Raw genomic sequence first — 24195 nt, forward strand, 5'->3', positions numbered from 1 at the left:
GCGCGACTTGTCAGAAACCTGTTGTGGTCCGGTAGTGGTCCCGTTCTCGACCCGTTGCGCCGTACGGGTCCGGCCTAGACTCGCCGCCGTGTGCGCATACGTGCTGGTCGCCGAGGACGACCCGAAGCAGGCCGAACTCGTGCAGCGCTACTTGGAGCACGAGGGTCACGCCGTCGTGGTGGTCGGTGACGGCCGGGCCGCGTTGGAGGAGATCCGGCACAACCCGCCGGACCTGGTCGTCCTGGACGTGATGATGCCCCGCGTCGACGGCTTGGACGTGTGCCGGATCCTGCGCCGTGACTCGGAGTTGCCGGTGCTGATGTTGACCGCGCGCACCGGCGAGGACGATCTGCTGCTGGGGCTGGATCTGGGCGCCGACGACTACATGACGAAGCCGTACAGTCCGCGCGAGCTGGCGGCCCGGGTCCGCACTCTGCTGCGACGCAATCGGCCGGCGGCCCCGGCGACGGATCCGGTGTTGCGGGTCGGCAATCTGCAGGTCGATCCGGTACGTCGCGAGGTGCGCGCCGATGGACGCCCGGTGATCTGCACGCCGGGCGAGTTCCACCTGTTGCGGACGATGGCGGCGGAACCGGGCCGGGTCTTCACGCGCGAGATGCTGCTGCGGCACCTGCACGGGTTCGACTCGTATGTCACCGCCCGCACCGTCGACGTCCACGTGATGAACCTGCGCCGCAAGATCGAGCCGGATCCGCGCCGCCCGGCGCGGCTGCTCACCGTCTACGGTGTCGGCTACAAGCTGGCCGATGGCTGACCGACGGCTCAGACGGCGCGGCAGCTTGTTGCGCCGGCTGCTCGTCCTGTCCGCGGTGGTCTCGCTGCTGTCGATCGGCGCGACCGCCTGGCTGGCGGTCCGCACCACCACCCGCGCCATCCAGCAGGAACAGGGTCAGGCGCTCTCCGACGACGCCAAGATCTACGACACGCTGCTCGGCTATGCGGCGACCCATCGCGGCTGGTCCGAGGTCACCCCGGTGATCGCGGAGCTGGCCCAGCAGACCGGTCACCGCATCGTGCTGACCGGCCAGGCCCGCGAGCTGATCGCCGACTCAGCCCGGACCGAGGCCGGCACCGGGACCGGCAACCAGCCCGGGACCGGCAACGCCGAGCCCCAGCCCGAGGCCGCCGGCGCACTCCCCGATCAGGCCTCGGTCACCGTCGACCCGCTCAACACGGACACGACCGGTTCGGATGATCACATCGACCCGCGGGTGATCGGCCCGTTCCGGCTGCCCGCCGCGGAGCGTTCGGAGCAGCGCGCCATCGCCACCCGCGTGCAGAGCTGCCTGCGCGACCCCCCGAGCGCTCCGGCCGGGCCGGATCAACCACGGGTCTTCCCGCACAACGCGGAGATCGTCGAGGAGGCTACCGGCCGCCTCCGGATCGACACTCCGGGCAGTGATCTGAGCGCCGACTCCGTGACCTGCGAGGAGGGCCGCGCCGCGCTGGCCGCTCCGACCGCCACCGAGAAGCGGGCACTCGCCCAGCTCGACAGGTTGGTCAACGCCTGCCTGACCCGGCAGGACATCCCGGCCGTCAAGGTCGGCTTGGGTGACACGTGGACCTGGGCCGATCCGCAGTCGGCCCGCACCGGGCAGCGCCACAACCGGCCGGTCGCGGACTGTCTTGCCGCCGGCCGCCGTGAGCAACTGGCGAGCTGGGTCGCGCCGGCCGCGCTGCTCTTCGTGACCACTCCCGGCGAGGTTCCCGCGTCCACTCTCGACCTGTCCGGACCGAATCAGATCCGGATCGTCGCCGTGACCGGGCTGGTGCTGCTGGCCGCGGTCGGCGTGACCGCCCTGGTCGGTGTGCGTCTGGTCCGTCCGCTGCGGGCGCTGACGGCGGCGGCTGGCCGGATGCGTGACGGCGACGCGGCCGCCGCGGTGAAGGTGACCGGGCGTGACGAGGTCGCGCGCCTGGCGACGGCGTTCAACGACATGGCCGAGCGGCGGCGGCACGTCGAACAGTTGCGGCACGCGATGGTCGGTGACATCGCGCACGAGATGCGCACTCCGGTGACGAACATCCGCGGCTGGCTGGAGGCCGCCGCCGACGGTGTCGTCCCGCTCGACCGGGAGTTGATGGCGTCGCTGCTGGAGGAGGCTCTGCTGCTCCAGCACGTGATCGACGACCTGCAGGACCTGTCCGCCGCTGACGCCGGCGAGTTGCGGCTGCATCCGCAGCTCGTGGAGGTCGCCGACCTGCTGCCGGCGGTCGCGGACGCGTTCGCGGCCGCGGCGGACCGGGCGGGCGTCTCGATGACGACCTCGGCATCGCCCGCGCTGATCACCGCGGATCCGATCCGGTTGCGGCAGGCGATCGGCAATCTGATCACCAACGCCATCCGGCACACGCCGACCGGCGGGAAGATCAACGTTTCGGCGCGTACCACTCCGGAGAAGCTTCGCATCGAGGTCAGCGACACCGGCCCGGGCATCCCGGCCGAGCAGCAGTCCCTGGTGTTCGAGCGGTTCTGGCGCGCCGACAAGTCGCGCAGCCGGCAGACCGGTGGCAGCGGTCTGGGCCTGTCAATCGTCCGCAAGCTGGCCGAGGCGCACGGCGGCACGGTTTCCGTGACCAGCCCGCCCGGGCGCGGCGCCAGGTTCACCATCGAGCTGCCGCTGGATCAGCGCGACTGGTAGGCCTCCCGGCTCGCCTCGATGTGCGGAACGTGCTCGATCGCCCAGCCGGCGAGGGCCAGTGCGGGCGGGATGAGACTCTTGCCGACGGCGGTCAGCGTGTACTCCACCCGCGGCGGGACCTCGGCGAACACCGTGCGGGAGACCAGCCCGTCGCGTTCCAGGTTGCGCAGGGTCAGGGTCAGCATCCGCTGGGAGATGCCGGGGATCTGCTGGACCAGGTCGCCGAATCGCAGCGTGCCCTGGTCGAGCGTCGCCACGATCAGCAGTGTCCACTTGTTGCAGATCTGGTCGAGGATCGCCCGCAGCGTCTTGCCGCCGTCGCCCCGGATCATGCAGGTGTGCTCGTACTCCGACACTTCTCCCCCTGTGCCTCAGGCACACGCGTGTGCCTTTTGTAAGCCCTCCGATACTGACGCATGATGTGGTCACTTACGACAAGTAACCATTGGGGTCAGCATGGAGATCGCGTACTGGATCCTGGGCGGCTTGCTCGCCCTTTTCTACCTTTACAGCGGCGGGATCAAGGTGGTCCGGAGCCAGGATCAGCTGCGGCCGATGATGGGCTGGGTCGACCGGATCCCGATGCCGCTGGTCCGGGTGATCGGTGCGCTGGAGGTGCTCGGCGCCCTCGGCCTGATCCTGCCGCCGCTCACCGGCATCGCCCCCGCTCTCGCTCTCGCCGCCGCGATCGGTCTGGTCCTGGTCCAGATCGGCGGCATCGTCACGCACGTCTCCCGCGGCGAGACGAAGGTGATCGGCCTCAACCTCGCCCTGCTCGTCGCCGCCGCGATCAGCGCCTGGCTCGCCACCACCTGGCTATGACACGGTCCTCCCCCGGAATGCCTGCCGGTAGGCGCTCGGCGCCACCCCCGACGTCTCGGTCAGGTGATGCCGGAGGGAGGCCGCCGTCCCGAACCCGGACTCCGCGGCGACACGGTCGACCGCGATCGGCGCGGATGCCGGCAGCAAACAGTTGAGGCATGCCGATTTCTTCGTCTGAGCGAGAGGGCCGTTGACGGACAGCGGCGAGCGACGCGCACGGCGGGCCTGCTCAGGGCAGCTCAGAGGTGGAACTGGTACGGCACGCGCCTGCGGCTACCGGCCTTACTGATGCGGCTCCACACCAAAAGCGACGTCGAGGCGGTACTTCGTTCCGGTGTAGCGCGACTCGCTCAGCTCCAGCGGACGCCCCTCCTGGTCCAGGATGAGCCGTTCCTCGACGAGCAGCGCGGTGCCGGCCGGGACGCCCAGTTCCTTGGCGTCCTCCTCGTTCGCCGGCTGGGCGGTGATCGTCGAGGTGCCCCGGGTCGGGATGCGGCCGAGCGCGACCAGCGCCTCGTGCACCGAGCCGGAGAGGTCGAAGTCGAGCAGCGCGTTCAGCACCCCGGGGTAGCAGGCGTGCTCGAAGGCGAAGGGGTCACCGTCGGCCTGTCGCACACGGTAGATCGCGACCACGTCACCGGCCCGCTGCCGCAGCCGGGTCGCCTCGATCACGGTGGCCGGGCGCAGTTCGGCGCTGACCACCCGGGACGACGGCTTCTTGCCCTGCTTGCGGATCTCCTCGCTGAGGCGGATCAGGTTGTCGGCGCGGCGCGGGCCGGTGGGCACCGCGACGAACGTGCCGCGGCCGGGCGCCCGGTACGCCAAACCGTCGTTGACCAGCTGCGTCACCGCCGCCCGGGCGGTCATCCGGCTGACCCCGAACTCGCGGGCCAGCTCCGGCTCGGAGGGCAGCGGGTCGTGGGGCCGCGCGTTGGCGATCCGCGCTCGGAGCTCCTGCTCGATACGGAAGTAGCGCGGCGCGAAGTCTGGTCCGGCGGACATGAGGGACACCCTACCGAGAGGCACAACCTGTCTAGACAGGCGGTTGTCTAGACAGGTAGCTTGTGAAGCCATGGATTTCACGGTGCAGCAGATCGCCCGCATGATCGACCACTCCATCCTCCAGCCCCAGTTCACCAGCGAGGACGTTCGTCAGGGTTGTGCCGTCGCCGCCAAGTACCAGGTGGCGTCCGTCTGTGTGCGCCCGTCCGACGTGCCGCTCGCGGTCGAGCTGTTGCGCGGCACCGGCGTCCAGGTCGGCACCGTGATCGGCTTCCCGCACGGCGACACCAGCACCGAGGTGAAGGTCGCCGAGACCGAGCAGGCGGTGGCCCGCGGCGCCACCGAGATCGACATGGTGATCAACATCGGCTGGCTGCGGTCGGGTGACATCGCCGCGGTGGAGACCGAGATCAAGGAGATCGTCCGGGTCGCCGGGGAGGCGCACGTCAAGGTCATCCTGGAGACGGCCTACCTCACCGACGAGGAGAAGCTCGCCGCGTGCTGGGCGGCCGAGCGGGCTGGCGCGGCGTTCGTGAAGACCTCGACCGGCTTCGCGCCGACCGGGGCGACGCTGGACGACCTGGCCCTGATGCGTTCCGCCGTCTCGCCGAAGGTGCAGGTCAAGGCGTCCGGCGGGATCCGCAGCCTGGACACGCTGCTGGCGATGGCCTCGGTCGGCGTGACCCGCTTCGGCTCGTCGGCGACCGCCGAGATCCTGGAGGACCTGGCCCGCCGCCAGGTGACGACCTATGCCCGCCGCGCCTGACCGCCACCCGGCAACCGCCGCCGGGCAGGAATCGGACCGGCACAGGCCGGAGGAACGCCGGCGGAAGGCCACCAAAGCTCTGTCCCGGTGGCGGGAAGGACGCCACCACCGGGCTCGCCGGCTGACGGGTGCGCCACCGTCGCCCCAGCCGGAAGGGGTACGCGTCCCGGGCGCCGAATCCGCTCGAGCCGCATAGCGACCCGGCACGCCACGTTTCCACAAGAGACGGGCGGGCCGGGAACCCCGCCCGCAATCATGGCGTACGCCTATGTTTATGATCTTGGCGCGTGATCCACAAACGTCTGTCCATAGTGGTAGCGACTGGATTGATCGGCGCTGCCACCCTCCTCGGCGCCGCCCCGGCGAACGCCCGCGAGCCCGGAGCCTCCGAACCACCCAGGGTCGAACTGGTCCTCGACGTCAGCGGCTCGATGGCTGCCGCCGACATCGACGGCGAGACCCGGATCGCGGTGGCCAAGCGGGCGTTCGGCAAGGTCGTCGACGCGCTGCCGGGGAGCACCCAGCTCGGCATCCGTGTGCTCGGCGCGACCTACGGCGGCAAGGACAAGAAGGTCGCCTGCCAGGACACCCAGCAGATCATCCCGATCGGCCAGGTCAACCAGGTCCAGGCCAAGAATGCGATCGCCACGCTCAAGCCGACCGGATACACCCCGATCGGCCTGGCGCTGAAGGAGGCCGCCGCCGACCTCGGCGACACCGGAGCCACCCGGCGCATCGTCCTGATCACCGACGGCGAGGACACCTGCACACCGCCGGACCCGTGCGAGGTCGCCCGGGACCTGGCCGCCCAGGGCACCCACCTGGTCATCGACACGCTCGGCCTGACCCCCGACGAGAAGACCCGCAAACAGCTGGTCTGCATCTCCACCGCGACCGGCGGCACGTTCGCCGCGGCCAACAGCGAGGAGCAGCTGACCGACCGGGTCCAGCAGCTCGTCGACCGGGCCGCGACCCCGCCGCCGGTACAGCCGGCCACCGTCACCGGCACCGCCGACTGCGCGAACGCGCCGCTGCTGGCCCCGGGCGTCTACACCGACCGGGAGAAGATCAGCGAGCACCGCTACTACCGGGTCGCCGTGCAACCGGACCAGGAGCTGCGGGCCTCGGTGAGCGTCGCGCTCGACCGGGCGGTCCAGCCCGACTACGGCGTACTGCTGAAAGCCTCCACCCCGGACGGCCGTGAGCTGGTCCGCGGCCTCGACGCCGGCAGCGGCCGGACCGACGTGCTCTCCTCCGGTCTGCGCTGGTCGGCCGACGAGCAGAAAGCCGACGCCAAGGCCTCGGCCGAGGCGGCCGACGCCGACACGGACACCGACGAGGAGGCCACGACGACCGAGGTCTGCCTGATCGTCAGCAACTCGTTCGCGTCCAAGGTGGTCACCGACAAGGGCATGCCGGTCGAGCTCAGCATCGACCTGGTCGACGCCTCGCACGCCCCGGACGCGCCAGGCCTCGGCCGCGGCTTCCTGTTCCTGCTGGTCCTGGCGATCGCCGGGCTGATCGCCGGCGTGCTCGCCGGTTGGATCACCCGTTACTGGGTGGCCACCTGGAGGGAGAACTGATGCGGATCAAGCAGCTCGCCGCCGTCGGCGCCGTGATCTTCGGCGTCGCGGCCGTCCCGGCTCCGGCGTTCGCCGACGACCCGTCCCCGGCGCCCGCGGTCAACACCGCCGGCACGTCGTTCCTGACCGCGGTGTCGATCACCGCGAACCAGCCGGTGCAGGTCGGCGCGGTCACCGGCGACTACCTGTACTGGCAGTTCAACGCGGAGGCGGGCCAGCGCCCGGACCTCACCGCCACGGTCGCCCTGCCCGACAAGGGCCGCTCCGGCGACGAGTCGTGGATCGTCGAGGTCTTCGACGGGCTGCGCCGGCGGCAGGCGTGCGTGGCCGGCGAGCAGAGCCCGGTCGCCGCCAAGGACGCCGCACAGGTCACGCTCGGTTGCCGGCTGCGTCAGGTCCGCTCGTGGGCCGAGCCGCAGGACGGCGATCCGTTGCCGGGCACGTACTACGTCCGGCTCTCCAGCACGAAACTGCCGGAGGGTGACCTCGGTCTGCCGCTCAAGGTCAGCCTGTCGCTCGCCACCCCGAAGGGTGACCTCGATGCTGACCAGGGCGAACTCGCCAAGCCGCTGGTTCCTGACAACCAGCCCGGCACGGTGCTGACCACCCCGGCCCCGAAGGTTTCCCCCTCCGCGGAAACCGACAAAAGCACCTTCAGTGCGGACTGGCTGCCGGACTTCTCCGGCCGCTGGTTCTGGACCGCCGGCGGCGGCATCCTGGCCGCCCTGACCGGCCTGTTCGGCTTCTCCCTCACCCGGCGCCGCCGCCGGGCTTAGCTCGACTTCAAGGGATTCATTGCCTGTCTCCGCCGGGGTACAGACCGTCGCTCCCGCGGGGACCCTTCCGGGCTGAGCAGGGCGCGGGGCGCCCAGAACGCTCAGCCCGCAAGGGCGGTCTCCGTGGGTGGGCACGGTCAGAGCAACAAACCCGCCCACGGGCCACGCCCGCGGCAGGGCCGCCCGCCGGATCCCGCGCGAAGTGGGCGGGTCGCTGCGGAGACAGCGCGCAGCCGGAACCGCGCGTCGCGGCCGCAACCCCGCGCGGACGTCGCGGGGTTGCGGGGCCGGTCAGAAGTCGTCGTCGAAGGTGACGGTGCCGGTGACGCCGACCTGGTAGGCGGAGACGCGGCGCTCGAAGAAGTTCGACAGCTCCTGCACGTCCTGCAGTTCCATGAACGCGAACGGGTTCTTGCTGCCGTACATCGGGGCGATCCCGAGGACCTGCAACCGCCGGTCCGCGACGTGCTGCAGGTACTCGCGCATGTCACCGAGGGACATCCCGGAGACGCCCTGGGCGAGCAGATCCTCGGCGAACTGGACCTCACACTCGACGGCTTCGGCGAGCATGTCGCGGACCTGCTGCTCCATCTCCGCGTCGAACAGGTCCGGCTCCTCCTGGCGGACGGTGTCGACCACGTCGAACGCGAACGCCATGTGCATCGACTCGTCGCGGAACACCCAGTTCGTCCCGGACGCCAGGCCCTGGAGCACACCGCGGGAGCGCAGGAAGTACACGTACGCGAAAGCGCCGTAGAAGAACAACCCCTCGATGCAGGCCGCGAAGCAGATCACGTTGAGCAGGAATGCTCGCCGGTCCGCCTTCGTCTCCAGCTTGCGCAGGTCGAAGACGGAGTCGATCCACTTGAAGCAGAATTCGGCCTTGCGGGCGATCGACGGGATGTTGTCGATCGCCGCGAACGCCTCGAACCGCTCCTGCTCGTCCGGCACGTACGTGTCCAGCAGGTTCAGATAGAACTGGACGTGCACGGCCTCCTCGAACAGCTGCCGCGACAGGTAGAGCCGGCCCTCCGGGCTGTTCACGTGCTGGTACAGGTTGAGCACCAGGTTGTTGGCCACGATCGTGTCACCGGTGGCGAAGAACGCGACCAGCCGTGACACCAGGTGCTGCTCGGCCGGCGACAGGCGAGCCAGGTCGGCGAGGTCGGAGTGGAGATCGACCTCCTCGACCGTCCAGGTGTTCTTGATGGCGTCCTTGTAACGGTCGAAGAAGTGCGGGTACTTCATCGGCCGCAGGGTCAGGTCCATACCGGGGTCGAGCAGCATTACTGGCAAGCCTCACAGATGTCGGGGTTCTCAAGGGACGCGGCGAGCGCACCACCGGTGTCGCCGAGCAGGTTCAGGCTGAGCGTGGCGACCTGCCCGGGACCGGACGGGTTGGCGACCATCGTGGTCGTCGGCGCGGGGACCACCGCCGGGGTCGCCGGGGCGACGGCCGTGGTGGCCTGCTGGATCCGCGTCGCGGGGCGCGAGCGCAGGTAGTACGAGGTCTTCAGCCCGGACTTCCAGGCGTAGAGGTACATCGACGACAGCTTGCCGATCGTCGGCGCGGCCATGAACAGGTTCAGCGACTGCGACTGGTCGATGAACGGCGCACGGGCCGCGGCCAGGTCGACCAGGGCGCGCTGGGGCAGCTCCCACGCCGTACGGAAAAGCTCCTTGATGTCCGAAGGAAGCTCGGCGATGGCCTGGACGGAACCCTCGGCGCGCTTGATCGCCTCCCGGATCGGGGCGGTCCACAGGCCGCGGGACTTCAACTCCCGGACCAGGTACGTGTTGATCTGCAGGAACTCGCCGGACATCGTCTCGCGCTTGAACAGGTTCGACACCTGCGGCTCGATGCACTCGTAGCAACCGGCGATCGACGCGATGGTCGCGGTCGGCGCGATCGCGATCAGCAGCGAGTTGCGCAGGCCGTGCTCGGCGATCGTGGCGCGCAGCGCGTCCCAGCGCGCGGTCTGCGACACCGAGGCGCCCCACAGGTCCGGGTGCAGCCGGCCCTTGGCCGCTCGCGTCTCGGCGTACGCCGGATGGGGTCCGAACTGCTCGGCGAGACCGGCGGAGGCTTCGAGCGCGGTCAGGAAGATCTCCTCCTGGACGCGGGTCGACAGCTCCTTCGCCTCGGCCGAGTCGAACGGCAGACCCAGCGTGAAGAACGCGTCCTGCAGGCCCATCAGCCCCAGCCCGACCGGGCGCCACCGCGGGTTGGACGCGGCCGCCTGCTGCGACGGGTAGTAGTTGATGTCGATCACCCGGTCCAGGAACACCACCGCGGTACGGACGGTGGAGCGCAACCGCTCCCAGTCCACCCCGTCGGCGCCGGTGTGCGCGCCCAGGTTGATCGAGCCCAGGTTGCAGACCGCGGTCTCGTCGTCGCTGTTGACCTCGAGGATCTCGGTGCACAGGTTCGACAGGTGGATCGTGTTGCCGGGCGCGCCGGTCTGGTTCGACAGCGCGTTCGAGCGGTCCTTGAACGTCATCCAGCCGTTGCCGGTCTGCGCCAGGGTGCGCATCATCCGGCCGTACAGGTCGCGGGCCTTGACGGTCTTGACCGCCTTCTTCTCCGCGATCCGGTACGCCTCGGTCCACGCGTCGCCGAAGAGATCCGGCAGCTCAGGCGCATCCGACGGGTCGACCAGCGACCAGTCCTCGTCGGCCTCGACCCGGCGCATGAACTCGTCCGGGATCCAGTTGGCCAGGTTCAGGTTGTGGGTGCGGCGGGACTCCTCGCCGGTGTTGTCCCGCAGCTCCAGGAACTCCTCGATGTCCGGGTGCCACGGCTCCAGGTAGACGCAGGCGGCGCCCTTGCGCCGGCCGCCCTGGTTGACCGCGGCCACGCCCGCGTCGAGGGTCTTCAGGAACGGGACGATGCCGTTCGACTTGCCGTTCGTGCCCCGGATCAGCGCGCCGCGACCCCGCACGCGGGACCAGGCGATGCCGATGCCGCCGGAGAACTTCGACAGCTTCGCGACCTGGTGGTAACGCTCGTAGATCGAGTCCAGCTCGTCCTTCGGCGAGTCGACGAGGAAGCAGCTCGACATCTGGGTGTGCTTGGTGCCGGAGTTGAACAGGGTCGGTGAGCTGGGAAGATAAGCCAGGCTCGCCATCAAGCGGTAGAAGCCGATCGCCTCGTCGACTGTCTGCGACAGCCCACAAGCAACGCGCAGCAGCCAGTACTGCGGGGTTTCGATCGGGATCCGCTTGGTCGGGTGGCGCAGCAGGTAACGGTCAGCGACGGTGCGCAGCCCGAAGTACTCGAAGCGCAGGTCGGCGTCACGATCGATCGCCGCATCCAACTTGTCCCGGTTTTTCATGACGAAGTCCAGGGTGGTGTCGCCGATCAGGCCTTCGGCGTGACCCAGCGCAATCGACTCGCTGAACGTGGTGACGCCCTGCTCACCGACCTCCTGCTCGACCAGGTCGACCAGCAGGCGGGCGGCCAGCCGCGAATACTGCGGCTCCTCGCCGATCAGCTCGGCGGCCGTCTGGATCGAGAGCTTGTCCAGCTCCTCGGTGGTGGCGCCGTCGTACAGCCCACTGATCGTCTTCGTCGCGACGCGAAGCGGGTCGACCTCGTCCAGGCCGGCGATCCACCGCTCGACCGCGACGACGATCTTGTTGACGTCGACGGGCTCCAGTTCGCCGTTGCGCTTGCGCACCTGCATGACGTGACGGCGCTGCTCCGGCACAGCAGCCGTCTCCAGGCTCTTCTCCGGCGTGAGCGTCATGGCCCTCTTCCCTCGCGAGTCAACACGGCCGCTGACCACGCGCAGGAAGACACCACTCTTACCCCGGGCGCACGCGCACCGGGGCAGTCAGGGCGTCGGCCGTCCCACGCGGCCTTCGACCGCCGCACACGGTTGCGTGCGGCGCGCTGGCAGGTCTTCGGACTCGCGGGCGTAGCCTCTCGCGAGGCTTCCTACTGACCGTCGCTTCCCAGGCCTCGCGGCCCAGTGCCGTGTGACGGCGGTCGTTCCCACTCACCGCTGCGGGGCAGTCCCGGTATCACACCGGATTCCCTCTTACCTCGGCGCACCCCTTGCGAAGCCCGCCGAACCAGCCGCGTTGGCCACTATATATGGGTGCGGCTCTCGCTCCGCAACGCCACATGGTGTGTCGCACAAGGTCATCAGGACAACACGCGTCAGTCCCCCGAAACGCCCCAGAAGTAGATCTCGGACGGATTACCGGCATCATCGTGCAGCACCGCGCACCGCCCGCCCCAACGCTGCTCGGGGAGCACTCGCGCCAGCATCGGGATGTGCTCGACGGTCAACGTGGCCACCCCGGTCTCCTCGATCGCCTCGGCCTCGGTGAGCGGCAGCACCCCGCCGAAACGGAACGCCGAGCCCGGCGGCAGCACCTCGTCCATGTCGAGGATCGAGTGCGTTCCGGTCTCCTGCATGTACTCCGACTCGAACAGCTCACCGATGGTGGGCGGCCGATCCGGGATCGGCTCGGCACTCCCGTCCCGGATCTGCTTCCACCAGTAAGCACTGTCGTGGGCCAGCTCCCGCCGATGGGCCTCCCGCAGCCCCGCGTCGAGATCGGCCTGATGAGGACGCGGTAGTCCCACCCCGAAGCACCCACTGCACACTCCTCACCAGAGATCGACGGGGGCGATCGGACCACGGGGGTACGACAGAAGCGGCCGCCCGCGTCGCGGAACAGCGTGGGTGGCCGGCAGACCGGAACGGCGGGGCCCCGGTAGAGGCGCCCCGCCGCTATGAGTGATGCCTCAGCAGGGGCCGAGGTCCTGCCACTGCTCGGTCCAGCCCGGTTCGGAGCCCTGTGTCCAGTACCGCGCCTTCCACAGGTGCTTGCCCTGCCCCGAGGCCGGCCCGGACGGGTCGCCGTACTTGCTCTTCTCGTGCTTGGCCAGCGCCCCACCCAGGTAGACGTTGCCGAACGCCCATTCCGGCGCGTCCGAGCACCCGGTCGCCGGTGGTTGCGAGGTGGGCGGGGACGACGGCGGCGAGGACGGCGGGGTCGACGGGTTGGAGCACGTGCCGCTCGACGCGACGGTGTCCAGGAACGCGGTCCCGCCGGTGCGGTACCCGGCCGCCTGTGAGGTCGCCTGGGCCGGCGACAGCACCTGGTTCTTGGCGAAGAGCACCCAGTCGACCTGCTGGACGTACGTGCTCTTCCCGCCCGCATGTGCCGCCAGGTCGATGAACCACAGGTTCCAGTTGATCGTCATCGTCTGGCGTGGGAAGTATTTTCCGCCGTGGTCCCCGACCTGCACCCCGTCGATCCAGTAGACGACGTGCCCGTCGGCGACCTGCGCGACCAGGTCGTGCCATCCGTCGAGGCTGGAGCGTTGCGAGGAGTGCAGGTTGTCGGCGTACCAGGGCTCGTTCTGGTACGTGTACCAGGTCGTCTGATAGTTGATCGGCCCGGTTTCGCCCCAGCCTCCGTTCGGCAGGTATTCGGAGATGTCCAGTTCGCTGTAGGTCGGGTCGAGGTCGGAGTTGAGCGGGCTGATCGTGAAGAACGTCTCGTTGATGTGGTCGCCGTCCGGGCCGGACGCCGGGGTGTCGGTGAACTTGATCCGGCTGGCGTAGGTGCCTTCGAGGTACCGCTTCTGTGTCGAGTAGAGCTCGGCGTGCCCGGTTCCGGCCGCGGTGCCGTCGGTGTACGCGGTGAGCTGCGCGACCTTGTCCCCGTTGGCGGTCGGGAACGTGACGTTCGCCGGTGACCAGTTCGCTCCGGCGACGCCCGGCCCGCCCTGGTAGCTGCGTGGCGTCCAGCCGTTCGCGGTCAGGGCAGTGTCCGCGGAGGTGTTGTAGTGGAAGTCGTCGAAGAGGTAACCGCAGTCGGCGGCGGAGGCGGGGGTGCCGGAGCTGAGGGCGACGATGCCCGAGGCGGCCAGCACGGCCACGGCGATACCAGTGAATCGACGCCTATCGATGAACATGGGTGCACTCCTCCCATACGGGGGTTACTGCGGTCTTCCCGGAGAGCCCGGGAGACGCTTCAGGTGCCGATCAGGCGATGCGCCGGATCCGGCCGGCGTACCGAGCCTCCAGCTCGGCATTGTGTTCCTTGCCACCGGGAACGTTGTCGGAGTGGTAGACCGGCGGCGTGATCCCGTCCGCGAGCAACTGCGCGACCACCTCGGTGACGATCTGCTGGGCCAGCAGCGCCGCGGTGATCGACGAGACCGCGCCGACCGCACCACCGCCCGGCAGCGCCAGGGCCGCGTCACCGTAGGGCGCACCGTTGTCCAGCACCACGTCCGCGATCTCGCCGAGTTTGCGCCCGCCCGGGTGCCGGGACTCCACGCCGGCCGAGTGCTGCGCCGACGTGATCGCGATCAGCGCGTGCCCACGCTCCTTGACCAGCAGCGCCATCTCGACGACAGCGCCGTTGATCCCGGAGTTCGAGGCGATCACGAACGCGTCGTCCGGCTTGACCGGGGCCAGCTCGTAGAGCCGGTGGGCGATTGCCGGGTCGCGCTCCACCATCGGGTCGGCCAGCACGTCGAGCGGGTCACCGCCGTAGAGGACGACGTCACGCAACGCGATCCGATTCGCCGGAACCAGGCCCCCGGCGCGACCGGCGATCTCCATGGCGAGCGCCTCGGAGTGGCCGCAGCCGAAGGCCTGGATCACGCCCCCGTTGCGCACGGTCGTGGCCAGCAGCTCGGCGGCCTTGCGCTTCTCGGCCGCCTGGCCCGTGCCGACGACCTCGATGACGGCGCGGATGTGCTGCAGGAAGTCCTCGCTGGTGACGCTCACGGTTGTCCTTTCGCGGCCCGAACCTGCGATCATCGTTTTCACCGTCATCTGTTGTTGATGAAAATTACGACCGTGACGACACCAAGTCAATAAGAAATTCCCGTTCGTCGATCGCCGCGGCTCGGGCCGGCGGTATGAGCGGTTTGGGATATCCACATCTTTCGATGCTCATGGCACCCTCGTCTCAACGCCCCACCGGGCGCGTCCCCCGCGACGAGGAGAACCGAAGATGCGCAGATGGCGAACCCTTCTGGCCACATTCGCCGCACTGGTCACCGCACTGGCCGTCCCCGGAGCGGCGCAGGCCGACACCAGCGTGGTCGGCGGCACCCGGGCCACGCAGGGCGAATTCCCGTTCATGGTGCGGTTGTCGATGGGCTGCGGCGGCGCGCTCTACAGCCCGAACCTGGTACTCACCGCGGCTCACTGTGTCGGCGCCACCGGCACGAACACCTCGATCACGGCCACCCTCGGCGTGGTCGACCTGAACTCCACCAGCAAGATCACCCGGAAGTCGAACTACGTGTACCGGGCGCCCGGCTACAACGGCAACGGCAAGGACTGGGCGTTGATCCGGCTCGCCAGCCCGGCCACCGGCCTGGCCACGCTGCCGACCGCGTCGACCACCGCCTACGACACCGGCACGTTCACGATCGCCGGCTGGGGCGCGGCCAGCGAGGGCGGATCACAGCAGCGCTACCTGCTGAAGGCCACGGTTCCGTTCGTCAGCGACACCACGTGCAACTCCGCGTCGATGTACAACGGCGAGATCATCGCCAGCAACGAGATCTGCGCCGGATACGCCGCCGGTGGCACGGACACCTGCCAGGGCGACTCGGGTGGCCCGATGTTCCGCCGCGACGCCGCCAACGCGTGGGTCCAGGTCGGCATCGTCAGCTGGGGTGACGGGTGCGCCCGCCCGAACAAGCCGGGCGTCTACACCCAGGTCAGCTACTTCTCCTCGGCCATCGCCACAGCCGCTTCCTCCCTGGGCGGCTGAGGTCGGCGATCCGGGCCGGGACGTGGCGTCCTGGCCCGGATTCAGGCCGTCCGGCGAGGATCAAGACCCGATTCGCGTACGCCGCGGCCAGCCCCGGATCGTGCAGGACCACGCCCACCGCCGCGCCGGCCCTCGCCCGGTCCCGGGCCGTCCTCAGCCCCAGCCCCTGGTGTCGCAGGCCGAGCGCCGCGGTCGGTCCGTCACCCGGGCGCTCGCCCGAGGCCACGGGCTCTTCCCGGACGAGGAACCGGCCGGGAATTCCGCAACGATTCCCGGCCGGCCCGCACCCATCGTAAGGAGCACCATGGTCGTACGTGGTGCTCCGGCGCTGTACTTCTGCTCGTTCTGACTCCGCGCCGGCGTCGCCCTGGACACCGTCCCCGCCCCCGCCGCATGATCAGGTATGCGCTCATCGTGCTTCCTCCCCATCGCCACCAGGAAGGACGAGCCGACCAGATGACCGGATTCGCCGCCCGTCTCCGCAAGGCCACCATGTCCGAGCATCGCGACGCCGAGACCCGGAGCTTCATCGCCCGGCTGATGAGCGGGACGGTCCCGGCCGCCGGGTTCGCCGCACTCACCGCGCAGTACCTGATCGTTTACCGCGAGTTGGAAACCGCCGCGCTCGCCATGCGGGACGACCCGGTCGCCGGCGACTTCGCCGACCCGGCCCTGTCCCGCGTCGCCGCCCTCGAATCCGACCTGGCCTGCCTCTACGGCCCGGACTGGGCGGAGCACGCCGAGCCGACCGAGGCCACCCGGCGGTACGCCGAGCGGCTGCGCGAGTTCTGCTACACCTCACCGGCCCACTTCGTGGCCCACCACTACGTGCGCTACCTGGGCGACCTGTCCGGCGGGCAGCTCGTCGGCCGCAAGGTCGCCGCAACCTACGGACTGGGCGCGCGGGGGACCGCTTTCTACCGATTCGAGCAGATCAGCGACCCGAAGGCGTACAAAACGGTCTACCGCGCCCGGCTGGACGCGCTCGACCTGCCCGACAGCGAACGGGACACGCTGGTCGCCGAGTCACAGCTGGCGTTCACGCTGAACGCGGCGGTGTTCCAGGAGCTGGGCACGGCGTACCCGGAAGATCTCGTCGCCGCGGCATGACGCGATCGTCGCCGGCCGGCGACCGTCCACGCCGGCTTGATGCGCCGGCCTCGCGGGAGCATGTGGACATACCGGCCGTTCGACCTCGCGGAGGCGGTGACGGGAAGCTAAGACGTATCGCGCCGCAAATGGGGTGAACGGCCAATCGTCCGGAAGGCGACTGTCGTCCGGTGCGGAAGGTTTTCCATTCATCTGCGACCATGTGCGTGCCTCTTGCTGATCAACGGCCGAAGGGATGGCGCACCTATGCGGCCACTTCTACCCGGCGAACCACTCCGGGTCGGCCGGTACGAGATCGAAGCCACCCTCGGCGCCGGTGGAATGGGAACCGTCTACCTCGGACGGTCGCCCGGTGGACGCCCCGCCGCGGTGAAGGTGATCAGCCCGGATTACCTGGAGCACCCGGAGGCGGTGGCCCGGTTCCGGCGCGAGGTCGCGACGGTCGGGACGGTGCGCAGCGCGTACACGGCCGCGCTGATCGACTACGAGCTGAACGCGGCGCCGTTCTGGATGGCGACCGAGTACATCCCCGGGCCGACCCTGTCCTCGGCGGTCAAGGCGGACGGGCCGATGCTCCCGAGCCGGTGCGCCGAGGTGATGGCCGCGATCGCCGAAGGGCTGGCCGACATCCATCGGCACGGGATCTGTCACCGCGACCTCAAACCGCAGAACGTGATCCTCTCCGCCACCGGGCCACAGCTGATCGATTTCGGTCTCGCCCGCTCGGCCGGGGCGAGCGGGTTCACGCTCACCGGGGTGTCGATGGGCACGCCCGGGTACATCGCGCCGGAAATGGTGGACGGCGACGACCTCACCCCGGCGACCGACGTGTTCGCGCTCGGCGCGACGATGGCGTACGCGGCGACCGGGCGACGGCCGTACGGGCACGGATCCTTCCAGGCCATCTACCTGCGGCTGATGCGCGAACAGATCGACGTCGACGGCGTCGACCCGGCGCTCGCCGCGGTGATCCGCGCGTGCGTCGCGAACCACCCGGCCGACCGGCCGTCTCCCGACGACATCATCGACATGTGCCGCCACCTGCGCAGCACCGACGGGACCACGCCGACCCGGCTGCTCAGCCACCTTCCGGTCCGGCCGGCCGGCCTGCCCGGCGCGCACCTACCCGGAGCGAAGGTCGCCTCCAGCCGGCCTGCCGCAGGCGTCGCGCGGGCGCCCGGTGAGTCCTCCCGCTTCGCCGGCGCGGCACGGCCCAGCGGGCTCACCGGGGCAGCGCGGGCGACGACGACCGGGTCGGATCCGCGGTTCGCCGGGGCGGCGCGGCCGGTGACCAGGCCGCCGGGTCAGCAGCCGGCTCACCCTGGCCGGCTCGACGCCTGGCGCGCCAGATCCGGCCAGCCTCTGATCATTCTCGGTCTCGTTGCGGCTGGCCTGCTGGTCCTGGTCTGCGGCGGCGCATCCGTCCTTCAACTCTTCTCCTGAACGACCCCTCCCCTCTCCTCCGCGCAGCGACGATGCGGACCCGTTCCGGCCTTGGCCGGAACGGAGATCGGTGACTACACTGCCGCGTACTTGATCTCCGCCAGGTGACGGGAACCGCTATGCGCTCGACCAGAATCGCGCTCGCCGCCGCTCTTCTCGCCGGCGCGGGGGCCCTCGCCGTCACGGCGGCCGGCACCGCGTCCGCCGACGACGTACCCGCCGTAGAGGCCGGCGCTGTTGCTGAGCCCAGCGCGAGCACCGAGGCAAGCACGGCTGCGCCCACCTTCACCATGACCGCGGTGCCATCGGAGGACGGGGGCCGGTGGCCGGTCATCAGCGGCGCGGTCACCGGTGCGCCGGACAGCGTCTGGGTCGACTTCGTCCGGACCGACGCCGAGTCCCCGACCGGGGTGGCCATGCCACCCCTGGAGACCCGGCCGGACGGTACTTTCGACATGACGGACGGGTCGACGTTCGTCGGGGGCGTGGCCACCTACACCGGGACGACCCGGGCCACCCCCCGCTATCCCAGCGTGTCCGCGCAGGTCAGCATCGTTCTGCCGTTCGCCTCCACCACGCTCTCGGTGCGCCCGTCCGGCGTGATCTACACCGCCGGTGACCAGGTGGGCTTCTCTGGCGCCCTCGGCAAGACGTTCAGCAACCGGCGGGTGGAGATCTGGACGGATCCGGTCGGCGCCGACCAGCCGGCCCGCCTGGCCGCGGCCGGCACGGTGAACGAGTACGGCATCTTCGGCACGAATGTGAAGCTGAGCCGCAACACCACGGTCACCGTGAAGTTCGCCGGCGACACTCGGTATGCGCCTCGGACGGCGTCGACGGCCATTCGTGTCAAGGTCTTGGCGTCCACGGCGATCACGAAGAGCTACAAGACCGCGAAGATCGGCTCGACGCCCTACCAGTACGTGCGCAAGTCGGTGCACCCGGTCTTCACCACCTCGATGACCTGGAATGCCGGGCGCAAGCAGAAGCTGACGTTCGAGTATTACTCCGGCGGCAAGTGGAAGTCGTGGCGGAGCGGGCTGTTCCCGCTCAGTAAGGCCGGCAAGTCGATCTACACTCTGACCGGCACGAACAAGACCGGCGTCCGGTATCGCGTCCGCACCGCCTATCTTCCCGGGACCTCCGGCGACAGCCTCAACTACACGACGTACGGCGCCTGGAAGTACTTCACCTTCACCTCGTGAGGGTCCGCCGGCTTCCCGGGGTGTCAGGATGCGCTGGGGGACGGTGATGCCGTGGGCGGCGGACCGCCGGGCGGGAAGCCGCCGCCGGGTTCCTCGACTGATCAGCTCGTCGGGGCGAGGCACGCAGCAGAACATCGGAGTCTATGAATTCTTTCATGCCGGATCGGTCATAGCGTCAGCCCGCCGGATACGCCCGGGTCTCGGTGGCTTTGACCGCGGCCCACAACTCGCGGCCCGGGACCAGGTCGAGATGGGCCGCCGCGGCCGGGGTGATGTCCGCGGCCACCACGATCGGGCCGTCGAGCCGCACCCGCAGGTTGTCGCCGTGCCGCTGGATGTCGGTGAGCACGGCCGGCCAGGTGTTGCGCGGGCTGCCGTCCGGACGGGCCGGGTGCAACGCGACCGCCGCCGGAGGAAAGGCGACGAACGCGTCCCCGTGCACGCTGTCGGTCGCGGTCAGGACAAAACCGCTTTCCAGGTGTACGGCGTGACCGTCCCCCCGCCCCCGGAACAGGTTGAGGCCGACGAGTTGGGCGACGTAGTCCGTACGGGGCCGGGCGGTGATCGTCGCGGCGTCACCCTCCTGGACCACGCGACCACCCTCGATCACGACGAGGCGGTCGGCGAGCACCAGTGCGTCCAGCGGATCGTGCGTGACCAGCAGCGTCGCGCCCGGATGAGCGGAGAGGTGACGGTGCAGCTCGGCGCGGGTCTCCAGCCGGGTGCGCGCGTCCAGCGCGGCCAGCGGCTCGTCCAGCAGCAACAGCACCGGGTCGACGGCGAGCGCCCGGGCCAGCGCCACCCGCTGCGCCTGCCCACCGGAGAGGTGCCGCGGTTTGCGACGGGCGACATCGGTCAGCCCGACACGTTCCAGCCAGCGGTCGGCGGTCGCGTGCGCGGCCTTGCGGTCGACACCCTGCCGACGCGGGCCGAACGCCACGTTGTCGCGCGCGCTGAGGTGCGGGAACAGCAGATAGTCCTGGAAGACGACGCCGACCCGGCGGTGCTCGGGCGGGGTGTTCGCGAGGTCACGTCCGTCGACCCGCAGGAACCCGTCGGTGAGCGGGGTCAGCCCGGCGAGCGCGCGCAGGGCGGTGGTCTTGCCGGCGCCGTTCGGGCCGAGCAGAGCGACCGTCTCGCCGCGGGCGATGGCCAGCTCGATGTCGAGCCGGAACTCGCCGCGCCGAACGACGAGCCGCGCATCGAGAAGAGGATCAGAAACGGTCATGGGGCGGTCAGCCAGCGGTCGCGGAGGGCGGCCAGAATCGTCACCGAGACGGCCAGCAGGATCAGGCTCAGCACCACCGCTCCGTCCAGGTCGCCGCTCTCCATCGTCTGGTAGACCGCGAGCGGCATGGTCTGTGTGATCCCCGGATAGTTCCCGGCGAACGTGATCGTCGCCCCGAACTCGCCCAGCGCCCGCGCCCAGCAAAGCACCCCGCCGGCCGCGATCCCGGGAGCCACCAGAGGCAACGTCACGTGCGTGAACGTCGTCCAGCGGCTGGCGCCGAGCGTCGCGGCCGCCTCCTCGAAACGCGTGTCGGCGCCGCGCAACGCCCCCTCGACGGAGATCACCAGGAACGGCAGCGCCACGAACGCCTCGGCGACCACCACCCCGGCCGTGGTGAACGCCAAGCTCACCCCGAACGTCGACTCCAGCCAGCTGCCGAGCAGCCCACGCCGCCCCAGGGCGAGCAGCAGCGCGATGCCGCCCACGACCGGCGGCAGCACCAGCGGGACGGTGATCAGCGCCCGGACCAGACGCCGGCCGGGGAACTCGACCCGGGCCAGCATCCAGGCCAGCGGCACGCCGAGGACCAGGCACAGCACGGTGGCCAGGCTCGCCGTGAGCAGGGACAGCTTGAGGGCCTCGATCACCTGCGGCTCGGTCAGCCGCTGGGGGAGGCCGGCCCACGGGGTACGCCACAGCAGGCCCGCGAGCGGCAGGACCAGGAAGATCAGTCCACCGATCGCGGGCACCAGCAGCGCCACCGGAACCCGTCCTCTGGTCACGGTGCTTCTTTCATCACGGGGCCTGGAAACCGGCGTCGGTCAGGACCTTGATGCCGTCGGCGGAGAGCACGTAGTCGACGAAGGCCTGCGCACCGGCCGCATTCGTCGCCTCCTTCAGCACCGCGATCGGGTACTCGTTGGTCGCCCTCGCCGACTCCGGGAACTCGATCGCGTCCACATCGGCCGCGGACGCCTTCGCGTCGGTGCGGTAGACCAGGGCCGCGTCCACCTCACCGAGTTTGACCTTGGAGAGTGCCGCCTTCACGTCCTGCTCCAGCGTGACCGGGGTGAGCTTGACCCCGGATGCGTCCAGCGCGGTCGTGGCCGCCGCGCCGCACGGCACCGCCTCGGCGCAGAGTGCCACCTTGAGGCCGGGCCCGGTCAGGTCGGACAGCCCGGCGATCTGCTTCGGGTTGCCCTTCGCCACCGCGATCACCAGCTGATTCCTCACGAACGTGGTCGGCGCCACCGCATCGGTGACCGCTTGCATGTTCTTCGGCGCGGCCGAGGCGAACACGTCGGCCGGCGCGCCCTGATTGATCTGGGTGGCCAGCGCGGAGCTGCCGGCGAAGTTGAACTTCACCGTGGCGCCCGGGTGCGCGGCCTCGAAGTGCTTGCCGAGCGTGGTGAACGACTCGGTCAGCGACGCCGCCGCGAAGACGTCGACCGGGCCGGTCACGCCCCCCGAACTGTTGCTCGCGGCCGGGGTGTCGGAAGTCCCACCACAGCCGGCCAGGCTCAGAACGAGCGCGACCGCCGCGAATTTGAGCCTCAACCGGTCCTCCCCAAAGTGGATCTTTCCACCACGACGGTGGTCGACTTGATCACCGCCACCGCCACCGAGCCGACCCGCAGGTCCAACTCGTCGACGGCCTCCCGGCTCATCAGCGACACCACCCGGAACGGACCGGCCTGGATGTCGACCTGAGCCATGACGGTGTCCTTGACCACGGCGGTCACGATCCCGCGCAGGCGGTTGCGGGCCGACGAGGAATCCGAGCGATCGTCCGGGTCGGCGGCCTGAGCCCGGACGAAACCGGCCAGGTCCACTCCGTCGATCACCCGATGCCCCTGCTCGTCCCGGGATGCGGCGAGCCGGCCGGCATCGACCCAGCGGCGCACCGTGTCCGGGCTGACCCCGAGCAACTCGGCCGCCTCGCCGATCTGGAATACCGTCATGGCCTCACCCTACTCATTCGCAGTTGCCAGTCGGTATAGCGTTTCTCGCCCGCATCCTCGGCTCCAGCTGACCCATCATGCCCGCAACTGCCGCACGCTCCCGTCCGCTTCGGCGGCCGCCCGGGCCCGGTGAACCCGGCATGGTGCGGGCCGGCACCGCGGCGGTGGCCCGGAAAAAGATCGCCGCGGCGGGCAACCTTCCGGCGCCGGCGGAACACCACCACGCATGACCCCCACCCCCACTCGGAAACGTCGCAAGGCTCTCGCCGGCGGCCTCGCCTCGGTCGCCGTGCTGGCCGGCATCGGCCTGCTCGGCGGCCAGCCCTGGGCCAGTGCCGCGTCCAACATCACGTTCGACACCGGCACCGGCGTGACGTTCGTGGTCAACTCCACGAACGGCAACATGACGTCGCTGACGCACAACGGCACCGAGCTGACCGCTTCCGGTCAGGCGGCCGGGCAGTTCGAGTCCGGCTGGTCGTCGGCCACGGTCACCGGCCAGACATTCAACAGCGGCAGCTCGATCCTGGTCAGCGCGACCAACTCGTCGATCGGCGTGACGCAGTACTACTTCGCGCGCAAGAACGACAACACGATCTACATGGCCACGAACATCACCAAGGCGCTGAACCCGGGCGAGGCGCGGTTCATCACCCGGCTGAAGAGTTCGCTGCTGACCACGTCCCCGGTGGCCGCGCGGACCGCCGGCACGTCGTCGACGGTCGAGGGTTCGGACGTGTTCGCGTTCGCCGACGGGCAGACCGCGTCGAAGTTCTTCAGCTCCCAGCGGCTGATCACGCAGCAGCCGTTCGGGGCGAGCGGAAACGGTCACGGAGCGTACCTGATCCCGGGTAACAACGACATGACCTCGGGCGGCCCGTTCTTCCGGGACATCGAGGTCAACGACACCGGGACCGCCGTCAACATCACGCACTACATGTTCAGCGGCCACCAGCAGACCGAGGCGCTGCGGCTGGGGCTGCACGGGCCGTACGCGCTGGCCCTGACCGACGGCACGTCACCGACCCTGCACAGCATGGACTTCCTCAGCTCCTACATCCCCGGTCTGCTCTCCAACGCGCAGCGCGGTGGCGTCAGCGGCACGGCGAGCGGCAGCTGGAACGGCCTGTCCGCGACCGTCGGGCTGGCCGGCGCCAACGGGCAGTATTGGGGACAGGTCAAATCCGGTCAGTTCGTGATCGGGCACGTCAAGCCGGGCACGTACACCGCCACGCTCTACGCCGGTGAGCTCGCCGTCGGCGCCACCAAGTCGATCACCGTGACCGCCGGCGCGACCACGTCGCTCGCGATGACCGGCAGCGTCCCGGCGGCCGGCACGCTCTTCCAGCTCGGCAAGTTCGACGGCACCCCGGCCGGCTTCCTCAACGCCGACAAGATCGAGACTCAGCACCCGTCCGACACCCGGATGTCGTCGTGGACGGCGAGCAGCTACAGCGCGACCGACGCCGCGAAGTTCCCGATGGCCGAGTTCAAGTCGGTCAACTCGCCGATGGCGCTGAACTTCAGCCTCTCCTCGGTGCCGTCCAACGGCGTCAAGCTGCGCATCGGCACCACGTCGAGCTTCGCCGGCGGCCGTCCCGCGGTCACCGTCGGCAGCTACTCGTCGCCGTCCTCGGCCTCCCCCGCGCCGACGAACCTCGACTCGCGCAACATCACCCGGGGCACGTGGCGGGGCATCAACACCACCTACACGTTCACCATCCCGGCGAGCGCGCTGAAGACCGGCACGAACACGCTGTCGATCTCCACGATCAGTGGCAGCAGCGGCACGACGTTCCTCAGCCCCAACTTCATCTTCGACGCGCTCGCTCTCGACCCCGCCTAGGCCCCATCGCCGGTACCGGCCGTGGC

General features: G+C 69.9%; 22 protein-coding genes and 1 riboswitch. Of the genes, 11 read left to right on the forward strand and 11 right to left on the reverse strand.

Features of this window, described 5'->3' with window-relative positions:
- Nucleotides 1–88: 88 nt before the first annotated feature.
- On the forward strand, nucleotides 89–775 hold the full coding sequence (locus tag ACH442_RS42050; protein ID WP_396343744.1) for a response regulator transcription factor: 687 nt from the start codon (nucleotides 89–91) through the stop codon (nucleotides 773–775).
- The gene (locus ACH442_RS42055) at nucleotides 768–2663 is read left to right on the forward strand and encodes a sensor histidine kinase (protein WP_396343745.1); all 1896 of its coding nucleotides are present in this window, start codon (nucleotides 768–770) and stop codon (nucleotides 2661–2663) included. Before ACH442_RS42050 ends, ACH442_RS42055 begins: the two co-directional genes overlap by 8 nt.
- Here ACH442_RS42055 and ACH442_RS42060 read toward each other — a convergent pair.
- Entirely contained in the window at nucleotides 2648–3019 is a 372-nt protein-coding gene (locus ACH442_RS42060; protein ID WP_396343746.1) for a winged helix-turn-helix transcriptional regulator, read from the reverse strand. The two genes, ACH442_RS42055 and ACH442_RS42060, sit on opposite strands and share 16 nt — an antisense overlap.
- A 100-nt stretch (nucleotides 3020–3119) precedes the next feature.
- Between ACH442_RS42060 and ACH442_RS42065 the strand changes: the two genes are divergently transcribed.
- Nucleotides 3120–3485 (forward strand): DoxX family protein, encoded by a 366-nt coding sequence (locus tag ACH442_RS42065; protein WP_396343747.1) that lies wholly within the window; start codon nucleotides 3120–3122, stop codon nucleotides 3483–3485.
- 282 nt (nucleotides 3486–3767) lie between these two features.
- On the opposite strand, the gene ACH442_RS42070 is transcribed toward ACH442_RS42065, so the two are convergent.
- Complete coding sequence (locus ACH442_RS42070; protein WP_396343748.1) at nucleotides 3768–4487, reverse strand: GntR family transcriptional regulator; 720 nt, start codon at nucleotides 4485–4487, stop codon at nucleotides 3768–3770.
- Between the two features lie 70 nt (nucleotides 4488–4557).
- Between ACH442_RS42070 and deoC the strand changes: the two genes are divergently transcribed.
- The 3 genes from deoC to ACH442_RS42085 all read left to right on the forward strand — a co-directional run bounded on the left by deoC (nucleotide 4558) and on the right by ACH442_RS42085 (nucleotide 7612).
- Nucleotides 4558–5253 carry a deoxyribose-phosphate aldolase gene (deoC, locus tag ACH442_RS42075; RefSeq protein WP_396343749.1) on the forward strand — a complete coding sequence of 232 codons (696 nt, stop codon included), beginning with the start codon at nucleotides 4558–4560 and terminating at the stop codon, nucleotides 5251–5253.
- Between the two features lie 287 nt (nucleotides 5254–5540).
- Entirely contained in the window at nucleotides 5541–6836 is a 1296-nt protein-coding gene (locus ACH442_RS42080; RefSeq protein ID WP_396343750.1) for a VWA domain-containing protein, read from the forward strand.
- Nucleotides 6836–7612 carry a peptidase gene (locus tag ACH442_RS42085; RefSeq protein WP_396343751.1) on the forward strand — a complete coding sequence of 259 codons (777 nt, stop codon included), beginning with the start codon at nucleotides 6836–6838 and terminating at the stop codon, nucleotides 7610–7612. Before ACH442_RS42080 ends, ACH442_RS42085 begins: the two co-directional genes overlap by 1 nt.
- 291 nt (nucleotides 7613–7903) lie before the next feature.
- Here the strand turns inward: ACH442_RS42085 and ACH442_RS42090 are convergent, their stop codons facing one another.
- The 5 genes from ACH442_RS42090 to ACH442_RS42110 all read right to left on the reverse strand — a co-directional run bounded on the left by ACH442_RS42090 (nucleotide 7904) and on the right by ACH442_RS42110 (nucleotide 14373).
- Nucleotides 7904–8899, reverse strand: coding sequence for a ribonucleotide-diphosphate reductase subunit beta (locus ACH442_RS42090; protein WP_396343752.1), 996 nt, complete (start codon nucleotides 8897–8899; stop codon nucleotides 7904–7906).
- Complete coding sequence (locus ACH442_RS42095) at nucleotides 8899–11361, reverse strand: ribonucleoside-diphosphate reductase subunit alpha (RefSeq protein ID WP_396343753.1); 2463 nt, start codon at nucleotides 11359–11361, stop codon at nucleotides 8899–8901. The genes ACH442_RS42090 and ACH442_RS42095 overlap by 1 nt, the downstream gene beginning before the upstream one ends.
- Nucleotides 11362–11491: 130 nt before the next feature.
- Nucleotides 11492–11709: riboswitch (cobalamin riboswitch) on the reverse strand.
- 68 nt (nucleotides 11710–11777) lie between these two features.
- Nucleotides 11778–12209: a hypothetical protein gene (locus ACH442_RS42100; protein ID WP_396343754.1), complete on the reverse strand. Its 432-nt coding sequence runs from the start codon at nucleotides 12207–12209 to the stop codon at nucleotides 11778–11780.
- A 162-nt stretch (nucleotides 12210–12371) separates the two neighbouring features.
- Nucleotides 12372–13550 carry a glycoside hydrolase family 16 protein gene (locus ACH442_RS42105; protein WP_396343755.1) on the reverse strand — a complete coding sequence of 393 codons (1179 nt, stop codon included), beginning with the start codon at nucleotides 13548–13550 and terminating at the stop codon, nucleotides 12372–12374.
- A 70-nt stretch (nucleotides 13551–13620) separates the two neighbouring features.
- The gene (locus ACH442_RS42110; protein WP_396343756.1) at nucleotides 13621–14373 is read right to left on the reverse strand and encodes a sugar isomerase domain-containing protein; all 753 of its coding nucleotides are present in this window, start codon (nucleotides 14371–14373) and stop codon (nucleotides 13621–13623) included.
- A 229-nt stretch (nucleotides 14374–14602) separates the two neighbouring features.
- Between ACH442_RS42110 and ACH442_RS42115 the strand changes: the two genes are divergently transcribed.
- The 4 genes from ACH442_RS42115 to ACH442_RS42130 all read left to right on the forward strand — a co-directional run bounded on the left by ACH442_RS42115 (nucleotide 14603) and on the right by ACH442_RS42130 (nucleotide 19131).
- The gene (locus ACH442_RS42115) at nucleotides 14603–15373 is read left to right on the forward strand and encodes a S1 family peptidase (RefSeq protein ID WP_396343757.1); all 771 of its coding nucleotides are present in this window, start codon (nucleotides 14603–14605) and stop codon (nucleotides 15371–15373) included.
- 456 nt (nucleotides 15374–15829) lie between these two features.
- Entirely contained in the window at nucleotides 15830–16483 is a 654-nt protein-coding gene (locus ACH442_RS42120) for a heme oxygenase (biliverdin-producing) (protein ID WP_396343758.1), read from the forward strand.
- Between the two features lie 246 nt (nucleotides 16484–16729).
- Complete coding sequence (locus tag ACH442_RS42125) at nucleotides 16730–17926, forward strand: serine/threonine-protein kinase (RefSeq protein WP_396343759.1); 1197 nt, start codon at nucleotides 16730–16732, stop codon at nucleotides 17924–17926.
- Between the two features lie 119 nt (nucleotides 17927–18045).
- On the forward strand, nucleotides 18046–19131 hold the full coding sequence (locus ACH442_RS42130; protein ID WP_396343760.1) for a hypothetical protein: 1086 nt from the start codon (nucleotides 18046–18048) through the stop codon (nucleotides 19129–19131).
- Between the two features lie 175 nt (nucleotides 19132–19306).
- Here ACH442_RS42130 and ACH442_RS42135 read toward each other — a convergent pair whose 3' ends face one another.
- Genes ACH442_RS42135 through ACH442_RS42150 form a run of 4 tightly spaced genes read right to left on the reverse strand, consistent with a single transcriptional unit; the run spans nucleotide 19307 to nucleotide 22323 of the window.
- Entirely contained in the window at nucleotides 19307–20359 is a 1053-nt protein-coding gene (locus ACH442_RS42135) for an ABC transporter ATP-binding protein (protein ID WP_396343761.1), read from the reverse strand.
- Nucleotides 20356–21144, reverse strand: a complete 789-nt coding sequence (locus tag ACH442_RS42140) for an ABC transporter permease (protein ID WP_396343762.1) — start codon at nucleotides 21142–21144, stop codon at nucleotides 20356–20358. The genes ACH442_RS42135 and ACH442_RS42140 overlap by 4 nt, the downstream gene beginning before the upstream one ends.
- A 13-nt stretch (nucleotides 21145–21157) precedes the next feature.
- Nucleotides 21158–21919 carry a molybdate ABC transporter substrate-binding protein gene (gene modA / locus ACH442_RS42145; protein ID WP_396343763.1) on the reverse strand — a complete coding sequence of 254 codons (762 nt, stop codon included), beginning with the start codon at nucleotides 21917–21919 and terminating at the stop codon, nucleotides 21158–21160.
- Nucleotides 21916–22323: a molybdopterin-binding protein gene (locus ACH442_RS42150; RefSeq protein ID WP_396343764.1), complete on the reverse strand. Its 408-nt coding sequence runs from the start codon at nucleotides 22321–22323 to the stop codon at nucleotides 21916–21918. The genes modA and ACH442_RS42150 overlap by 4 nt, the downstream gene beginning before the upstream one ends.
- Nucleotides 22324–22549: 226 nt before the next feature.
- Between ACH442_RS42150 and ACH442_RS42155 the strand changes: the two genes are divergently transcribed.
- On the forward strand, nucleotides 22550–24169 hold the full coding sequence (locus tag ACH442_RS42155) for a rhamnogalacturonan lyase B N-terminal domain-containing protein (protein WP_396343765.1): 1620 nt from the start codon (nucleotides 22550–22552) through the stop codon (nucleotides 24167–24169).
- The last annotated feature ends 26 nt before the right edge of the window (nucleotides 24170–24195 follow it).

The sequence above is a fragment of the Actinoplanes sp. NPDC020271 genome, from assembly GCF_044388125.1.
Lineage (GTDB): Bacteria > Actinomycetota > Actinomycetes > Mycobacteriales > Micromonosporaceae > Actinoplanes.

Bases quoted from the DNA above. Each gene is read 5' to 3' on its own strand.
- ACH442_RS42105 (WP_396343755.1), bottom strand. From the start codon at position 13,550: ATGTTCATCGATAGGCGTCGATTCACTGGTATCGCCGTGGCCGTGCTG.
- ACH442_RS42120 (WP_396343758.1), top strand. From the start codon at position 15,830: ATGACCGGATTCGCCGCCCGTCTCCGCAAGGCCACCATGTCCGAGCAT.
- ACH442_RS42130 (WP_396343760.1), top strand. From the start codon at position 18,046: ATGCGCTCGACCAGAATCGCGCTCGCCGCCGCTCTTCTCGCCGGCGCG.
- ACH442_RS42135 (WP_396343761.1), bottom strand. From the start codon at position 20,359: ATGACCGTTTCTGATCCTCTTCTCGATGCGCGGCTCGTCGTTCGGCGC.
- ACH442_RS42150 (WP_396343764.1), bottom strand. From the start codon at position 22,323: ATGACGGTATTCCAGATCGGCGAGGCGGCCGAGTTGCTCGGGGTCAGC.
- ACH442_RS42090 (WP_396343752.1), bottom strand. From the start codon at position 8,899: ATGCTGCTCGACCCCGGTATGGACCTGACCCTGCGGCCGATGAAGTAC.
- ACH442_RS42125 (WP_396343759.1), top strand. From the start codon at position 16,730: ATGCGGCCACTTCTACCCGGCGAACCACTCCGGGTCGGCCGGTACGAG.
- ACH442_RS42070 (WP_396343748.1), bottom strand. From the start codon at position 4,487: ATGTCCGCCGGACCAGACTTCGCGCCGCGCTACTTCCGTATCGAGCAG.
- ACH442_RS42155 (WP_396343765.1), top strand. From the start codon at position 22,550: ATGACCCCCACCCCCACTCGGAAACGTCGCAAGGCTCTCGCCGGCGGC.
- ACH442_RS42085 (WP_396343751.1), top strand. From the start codon at position 6,836: ATGCGGATCAAGCAGCTCGCCGCCGTCGGCGCCGTGATCTTCGGCGTC.
- ACH442_RS42095 (WP_396343753.1), bottom strand. From the start codon at position 11,361: ATGACGCTCACGCCGGAGAAGAGCCTGGAGACGGCTGCTGTGCCGGAG.
- ACH442_RS42115 (WP_396343757.1), top strand. From the start codon at position 14,603: ATGCGCAGATGGCGAACCCTTCTGGCCACATTCGCCGCACTGGTCACC.
- ACH442_RS42055 (WP_396343745.1), top strand. From the start codon at position 768: ATGGCTGACCGACGGCTCAGACGGCGCGGCAGCTTGTTGCGCCGGCTG.
- deoC (WP_396343749.1), top strand. From the start codon at position 4,558: ATGGATTTCACGGTGCAGCAGATCGCCCGCATGATCGACCACTCCATC.
- ACH442_RS42065 (WP_396343747.1), top strand. From the start codon at position 3,120: ATGGAGATCGCGTACTGGATCCTGGGCGGCTTGCTCGCCCTTTTCTAC.